Source organism: Chloroflexus sp. MS-G (assembly GCF_000735195.1).
Taxonomy (GTDB): domain Bacteria; phylum Chloroflexota; class Chloroflexia; order Chloroflexales; family Chloroflexaceae; genus Chloroflexus.
Genome location: NZ_JPIM01000178.1, coordinates 1 through 5978, shown reverse-complemented (window position 1 = coordinate 5978; position 5978 = coordinate 1). Strand labels below are relative to the sequence as shown.

The following is a 5978-nucleotide window of genomic DNA, read 5'->3' as shown; positions in this document are numbered from 1 at the left end:
TGAGGGCGCAACCTCCCCCTTCCTCTCCCGCAGCGCGGGAGAGGAAGGGGGTTGGGGGGAAGGTGAGGGCGATACCCACACCCTTTTCACTCACAAAAATGAACAAAATCTTTGCAATATATTGACAAAATATCTGCGCCGTGGTATATTACTGACCGGTTGGTAAGAATTGATTAGATTGATGTGTTAAAAATGACTGAAGCCGATTTGATGCTCGACCCACGCATTAGTAATAGTCCCACCGCATTACGTATTCTCGATGTGGCGGCCCAACTCTTTATGCAGCGTGGCTATCGAGCAGTTTCCATCAATGACATTTTGCAGGCTACCGGGATTACCAAGCCAACCCTGTACTACTACTTCAAAGACAAGGAGGAACTTTTCGTGCAAATGGGGTTGCGCGTGCTGGTAGCAATGAGTCAACCACTAACCGGTCTGGCAACCGCTGACTGGCCCATCGATGAGCGATTGCGCGCTATGGCAAGGGTCCTGGTGACCGGTTACGAGGGTGACATGCGCATGATGCGCCACGAGATGATGGAGCATCTCGACGAGCCAGCTCGGCGCCAGTTGAGTGCAGCGTTTTACCATCATCTCTTTAAGCCACTCGTGCGTGTGATGCGTGACGCGGTTGCCCATGGCCTGATCCGAGAGCATATCTCACCGGAGATGGCGACGATGTTGTTTCTCAACCTCTGTGAGGCGTTTCATGAACTAACCCCGCCAGGCCCTATGGCAGAGTGGGTTGGCCCGGTATCACCGAATCTTTTGGTTGAGCTTTTTCTGTACGGTGTCAGTACACGAGGCATACCGCATCCTTTAGAAGGAGTGAAGGAATGAGTACGTTACCCCAGGCCCGACCTCGTTTTGGTTTGCCACGGCTTTCCTGGCCGGTATTGATTGCCGGCGGTTTACTGATTGCAGTCATTGCGACTGTTCTGTTCCGCTTTGCCGCCACGTCAACTACTGATCCATTAGCCAATCTCACGCTGGCGCCGGTTACTCGCGGCGATTTGCAGCTTACGGTTAAAGCAACCGGTTCAGTTGAACCAAACCAGACCGCCGAGTTGAGTCTGACCCTCCCTGGTCGAGTGCAAGAGGTACTGGTAACAGTTGGGCAAATGGTTGCCGCTGGCGATCCATTGTTACGGCTTGATGATCGTCAGTTGCGCGCCGACGTTGCGGCGGCTGAGGCTGCGGTAGCGCTGGCGCGGGCCGATTTGCAGGCGTTGCGCGAGCGTGCTACGCCCGAACAGCGCGCCGAAGCTGAGGCACTGGTAGCCGCTGCTCAGGCCGGTTTGGCACAAACGCAGGCCAGTGTAACGCCAAGTGATATTGCTGCGGCGCAGGCTGCGGTTGTTGAAGCCCGCGAGCGATTGCAGAAGTTATTAAATGGTGCGACAAGTGAACAGCGGACACGGGCAGAAGCCGCGCTTGTGCAGGCTCAGGCCGAGCTTGACCGGCAGCGCGAGCTGCTGTCGGCAGCCAAAGCAGAAGCTCAGGCTCGTGTTGAAGCGCAGGCAAACGCGCTTCGCAATGCGCAAAGTGCTTATAGCGATGCCTACTGGAACTGGGAGCATGTGAAAGCAAAGGGTACTGATCCCCGTACCGGGCGCACGCTCAATGATGCCGAACAGCGTGACTACGAGCGGGCATTTGAACGGGCAGCACGAGCGCTAGCCGATGCTGAAGCAGCACTGGCACAGGCGCAGATTGCATATCAGACGGCTGTGCAAAACGAGATCAGCGGTCTGGCAGCCGCTGAAGCACGGGTGGCCAGCGCCAAAGCCGATCTTGATGCCTTACTAGCCGGGCCAGACAAAGATGCGATTGCCGCTGCACGTGCTCAACTGGCCCGCGCCGAGGCTGAATTGGCCCGACTGACCGGTGCGGCACGCCAAAACACGATTGCTGCTCAACAGGCACAACTGGCAGCCGCACAGGCCCGGCTGGCTCAGTTAACCGCCGATCCGCGGGCCAGTGATCTGGCTCGTGCCGAAGCGCGTCTGGCTCAGGCTCAGGCTCAACTGGAAGCAGCGCGCATTCGCCTGGAAGAAGCGACGCTCCGGGCTCCCTTTGCCGGTATGGTCGCTGCCGTTAATGTCGCACCTGGTGAAACTGTATCTAATCAGGCGCCAGTTGTGTTGATTGATGTTAGCCGATACCTGGTCAAGGTGACGGTTGACGAAGTTGATATTGCCCGCGTCAACGTAGGGCAGCCGGTTGAGGTAAGGGTTGATGCCCTTCCTGCACCGCCGTTCCGCGGTGAAGTAGTGAATATCGAGCCACTGCCTGCCGGTACGAATGGTGTAACTGCCTATCGAGTAACGATTGCCTTCGATCCGTCCGGTCAACCGGTACGACCGGGTATGACAACGAGTGCGTCAATTATTGCGGCGACGCGCACCAATGTGTTGCAGGTTCCGGCAAGTGCGGTGCGTAATGTTGGTGCTAAGACGCTGGTTGATGTTGTGACAGTCGATGCAAACGGCCAGCGCACGATCAGCGAACGCGCTGTGCTGGTTGGCTTGCGGGCTAACGGTTTGGTAGAAATTCAGAGTGGTCTGGCTGAGGGTGAGCAGGTTGTTGTGCGTTAGCCGTCAGATGAAGGCTAACGCCTATTCTTCCACTAGCAAGGAGTGATCGGCAATGACAGAATATATTGGTCGTCCGATTGTCGAGCTGCGTAACATTCGTAAGACATTCCCGACCGGTGATGGCGAGTTTGTTGCCCTTGACGATATAAGCCTGACGATTGAAGAAGGTGAGATGGTGGCGATTATGGGGCCGTCGGGAAGCGGGAAGAGCACGCTGATGACGATCATTGGGCTGCTCGATAACCCAACGAGCGGAGAGTACATCCTTGATGGAATGGATGTCTCACGCCTGAGCCGTCACGAACAGGCGCATATTCGCAATCGCAAATTAGGCTTCGTTTTTCAGAACTTCAATCTCCTCCCCCGGCTGACTGCGCAGAAGAATGTCGAATTGCCGCTGGTCTACGGGCGGGTCAGTGCCCGTGAACGAGCTGAACGGGCAAGAGCTGCATTAGAGGCAGTAGGTCTGGGCCACAAACGTGACAGTCTGCCCAACACGCTGTCAGGTGGTCAAAAGCAGCGCGTGGCAATTGCGCGTGCATTAGTGCACGATCCGGCCATTATTCTGGCCGATGAGCCAACCGGCGCTCTCGATACTCGTACCGGCGCCGAGATTCTGGCTCTTTTCCGCCAACTCAATCGCGATCAGGGGCGCACGATCATTATCGTGACCCACGATCCTGAGATTGGTCGGCATATGGATCGCGTCATTGGGCTGCGCGATGGACGACTGGTTGATAACATTCTTAGCGAGTACTACGGTGTTGAGGTCTTGGAAGAGGTTGAGCGGTCGCACGGTCTTGAACCGGTACCGGTACCGGTGGTGCGCCGACCAACTGAAGAAGCCGCTTAGCAAAACGGCGTTACCCTGTACGCCTCGTGTCTCTGATCTTCACCTCTGTTGCTTACCCAGTTCGTTTTGGCACTGCTCCCTCTCGTGCGAGAGGGGGCAGGGGTGAGGATGGTCTGCCGGAACATGTAGTCGCACGTTCCGCAGAGCTGTAACGGATACATCTCTTGAGCGACATTGTTGCGAGAACTTCACAAATGCACAGAGGAGCCTATGCTCACCGAGTTGATTGGAATGGCTTTCGATAGCCTGCGCGCCAATAAGTTTCGTTCATTGCTGACCATGCTGGGTGTCATTATTGGCGCCGGTACCCTGGTAGCTGTGTTATCGCTGGGGAATGCGTTACAGGGGCAGGTGTTTGAACAATTTGTTGATTTGGGCACACGGCGCATTGCGGTAACACCGGGTGATCCTCGGGCGAAAGGGGCGCGTGATGTTCCCGGCTATGGCTTGCTCTCGCTCCAGGACTACCAGGTGCTGAACACGTTAGTGTCCAATCACCCTGACATCTTTCGGGCGATTGCGCCAGAAATCACGGTCAACACCCGAGTACGCGCCGGTGCGGTGTCTTTACAAACGTTGTTGGTCGGTACCAGCGCCGATTATCCACAGGTCCAACGCACGCCGATGCTCCACGGACGGTTCCTCACTCCGGCTGATGAGGCAGAAGGGGCACGAGTAGGTGTCTTGGGATGGTTGGTGGCCCGTGATCTCTTCGGCGCCGATAAAGCAGCATTGCGCGATGTGATTGGGCAAACTGTAGAGATTAACGGTCAACCAATCGAGATCGTTGGCATCATCAACGAAAACGGTGGCCCTTTCTCGACCGACAGTCGAATTTTTACTCCGGTCAGCACCATGCGGCTTCGCCTGATCGGTGATCTCGATCTGCCGGGGCGTGGATTGCGGATGAGCAGCATTCTGCTCGGTTTGCAGAGCGAGAAGCAGGTTGATGAAGCTGTGGCGTTGATCGAACGGACACTGCGTGCTGCACGCAACGTTCCCGATGGCGCTATCAACGACTTCAACTTGCAGACCCCAACGCAGGCGCTGAATGTACTGGCCGGGATCAGCACTGCCATTACCGGGTTTATTGCTGTGGTCGCCGGGATCAGCCTCGTTGTCGGCGGCATCGGTATTATGAACATTATGCTGGTGGCGGTAACCGAACGTACCCGTGAGATTGGGGTGCGTAAGGCACTGGGTGCTAGCGATGGCGATGTACTCGGTCAGTTTGTGATGGAAGCAGTTGCGCTAAGCCTGGTAGGGAGTTTGATCGGGGTCATCGGCGCAATTGGGATCGTCTGGCTTATCAGCACGTTTAGCGGAATCAATACCGGTATCTCGTGGATCGGAATTATCCTGGCTTTGACATTTGCATCGGCTATCGGCGTTGGATTCGGCTACTATCCGGCGCGCCGGGCAGCGTTATTACCACCGATTGAAGCATTACGTTACGAGTAGGTGTTCAGCGTGCTGCACCCCCGCGCATCGTCCGGTGGTGACCAGCGCAATCGTAGCCACTTCCCCCTTCCTCTTCCCTTGTGGGAGAGGAAGGGGCCGGGGGAAGGTGAGGGGGCTATCTACTGGTTCTCATCGGTAACCAATTCGGTACCGGCTACCCACCCCTCTCGACCATCGGCAGTACGAATCTGCCACCACGGATAGCCGTCCTTCTCGTGAGGGCCGGCCAGTAATGTCAGTTTGGTACCGGGAGGTAGTCCATCGAGGACGGTTGACTCGAGACCGGGGGCACTGCGGAGACGTAGATTTTTACCACCCGCCTTCTGAACATACGCGGTACCGCCGATGTGTAGGCCATCAGTTGCCGGTGTGTCTGTTGCCAGTGTGCTTGTTGCCGGTGTACCAGGGCCAATCTTGAGGACACCGCTCGTACCAAAGGCGCCACTTACCGAACCGGTGATGCTCCCTGGTGCAGTTGTTGTTTCTCCGCCTGAAGTACTTGCGCTCTTACCACCACTTGAGGCACCGGTACCGGTTGCGGCTAGTTGATCTTTCAACCGTTTCAGCTCAGCTTCCATCTGCGCCATACGTGTTTCAGCATCGGCCAGCGCCTTACGCACCTTTTCGGCAGCAGCAGCATCCTGCTGTGCAGTTTCGAGCGCCTCTTGCAACCGCTTGATCTCTTGGGCCTGTCGCCCAATTTGATCGCTCATTGAGCGCATTGCCTCGCTAATCCCCTGATTCTTGTCCCCCTCGTCCTTCTTGCCACCGAAATTAATCATGTGAGGCTCCTTCCCTGTTTACGGTACCAGTACATGGTTCATTATAAGGCTTCGGCGATGATGAGAGTAGGATCAGCGTGATCAAAAACCTGGTCTTTTGATGCGGCTCGACAATAGCATCTCCATAATGGTCAGGGAAACGTTGGTGGATAACGCATGCGTCTCCCCGGCGGTTTCAGCGTCTGTGCTGTGGAGCACGCCTGGCGGCCCTCACCTTCCCCCTGGCCCCCTTCCTCTCCCACGCTGCGGGAGAGGAAGGGGGAGAGGACGGGGGAGGGGGGGCTG

5 protein-coding genes are annotated in these 5978 nt (G+C 56.5%); 4 read left to right on the top strand and 1 reads right to left on the bottom strand.

Annotated elements, in window-relative coordinates; all coding sequences use genetic code 11:
- Positions 1 to 192 precede the first annotated feature (192 nt).
- The 4 genes from JE47_RS0119240 to JE47_RS0119225 all read left to right on the top strand — a co-directional run bounded on the left by JE47_RS0119240 (position 193) and on the right by JE47_RS0119225 (position 4911).
- Positions 193 to 840, top strand: a complete 648-nt coding sequence (locus JE47_RS0119240; protein ID WP_051871219.1) for a TetR/AcrR family transcriptional regulator — start codon at positions 193 to 195, stop codon at positions 838 to 840.
- Positions 837 to 2597 (top strand): efflux RND transporter periplasmic adaptor subunit, encoded by a 1761-nt coding sequence (locus JE47_RS0119235; RefSeq protein WP_031461304.1) that lies wholly within the window; start codon positions 837 to 839, stop codon positions 2595 to 2597. Before JE47_RS0119240 ends, JE47_RS0119235 begins: the two co-directional genes overlap by 4 nt.
- Positions 2598 to 2649: 52 nt before the next feature.
- The gene (locus tag JE47_RS0119230) at positions 2650 to 3450 is read left to right on the top strand and encodes an ABC transporter ATP-binding protein (protein ID WP_031461303.1); all 801 of its coding nucleotides are present in this window, start codon (positions 2650 to 2652) and stop codon (positions 3448 to 3450) included.
- A gap of 210 nt (positions 3451 to 3660) precedes the next feature.
- Positions 3661 to 4911 carry an ABC transporter permease gene (locus JE47_RS0119225; protein WP_031461302.1) on the top strand — a complete coding sequence of 417 codons (1251 nt, stop codon included), beginning with the start codon at positions 3661 to 3663 and terminating at the stop codon, positions 4909 to 4911.
- Positions 4912 to 5030: 119 nt separating this feature from the next.
- On the opposite strand, the gene JE47_RS0119220 is transcribed toward JE47_RS0119225, so the two are convergent.
- Positions 5031 to 5693, bottom strand: a complete 663-nt coding sequence (locus JE47_RS0119220) for an SH3 domain-containing protein (protein ID WP_031461301.1) — start codon at positions 5691 to 5693, stop codon at positions 5031 to 5033.
- Positions 5694 to 5978: the final 285 nt, after the last annotated feature.